The organism is Streptomyces ossamyceticus (assembly GCF_001418475.1).
GTDB classification, from domain to species: domain Bacteria; phylum Actinomycetota; class Actinomycetes; order Streptomycetales; family Streptomycetaceae; genus Streptomyces; species Streptomyces ossamyceticus.
Genome location: NZ_LIQX01000605.1, coordinates 1 through 267, shown reverse-complemented (window position 1 = coordinate 267; position 267 = coordinate 1). Strand labels below are relative to the sequence as shown.

The following is a 267-nucleotide window of genomic DNA, read 5'->3' as shown; positions in this document are numbered from 1 at the left end:
CTCGCCGAGCTGCTCTCGGTGGACATGTCGGTGACCAGCCGCCATGTCGCGCACGTCGCCGAGCGGGGCTGGATCGAACGGCTGCCCGACCCGGCGGACAGGCGCTCGCGCATCCTGCGCCTGACCCCCGAGGGCCGGGCCCTGGTCGCCGAACTCCACCGGCGCACCAGCCGGGTGATGGCCCATCGGCTGAGCGACTGGTCCGACGAAGAGGTCGGCGAGCTGGTCCGGCTTCTCGGCCGGCTGCGCCACAGCTTCGACGGGGCC

The 267-nt window shown here is 73.8% G+C and carries 1 protein-coding gene; it reads left to right on the top strand.

Going from position 1 to position 267, the window contains the following annotated elements:
- A partial coding sequence (locus AOK15_RS34545) for a MarR family winged helix-turn-helix transcriptional regulator (RefSeq protein WP_157870460.1) occupies nucleotides 1-267 on the top strand: 267 nt, incomplete at both ends.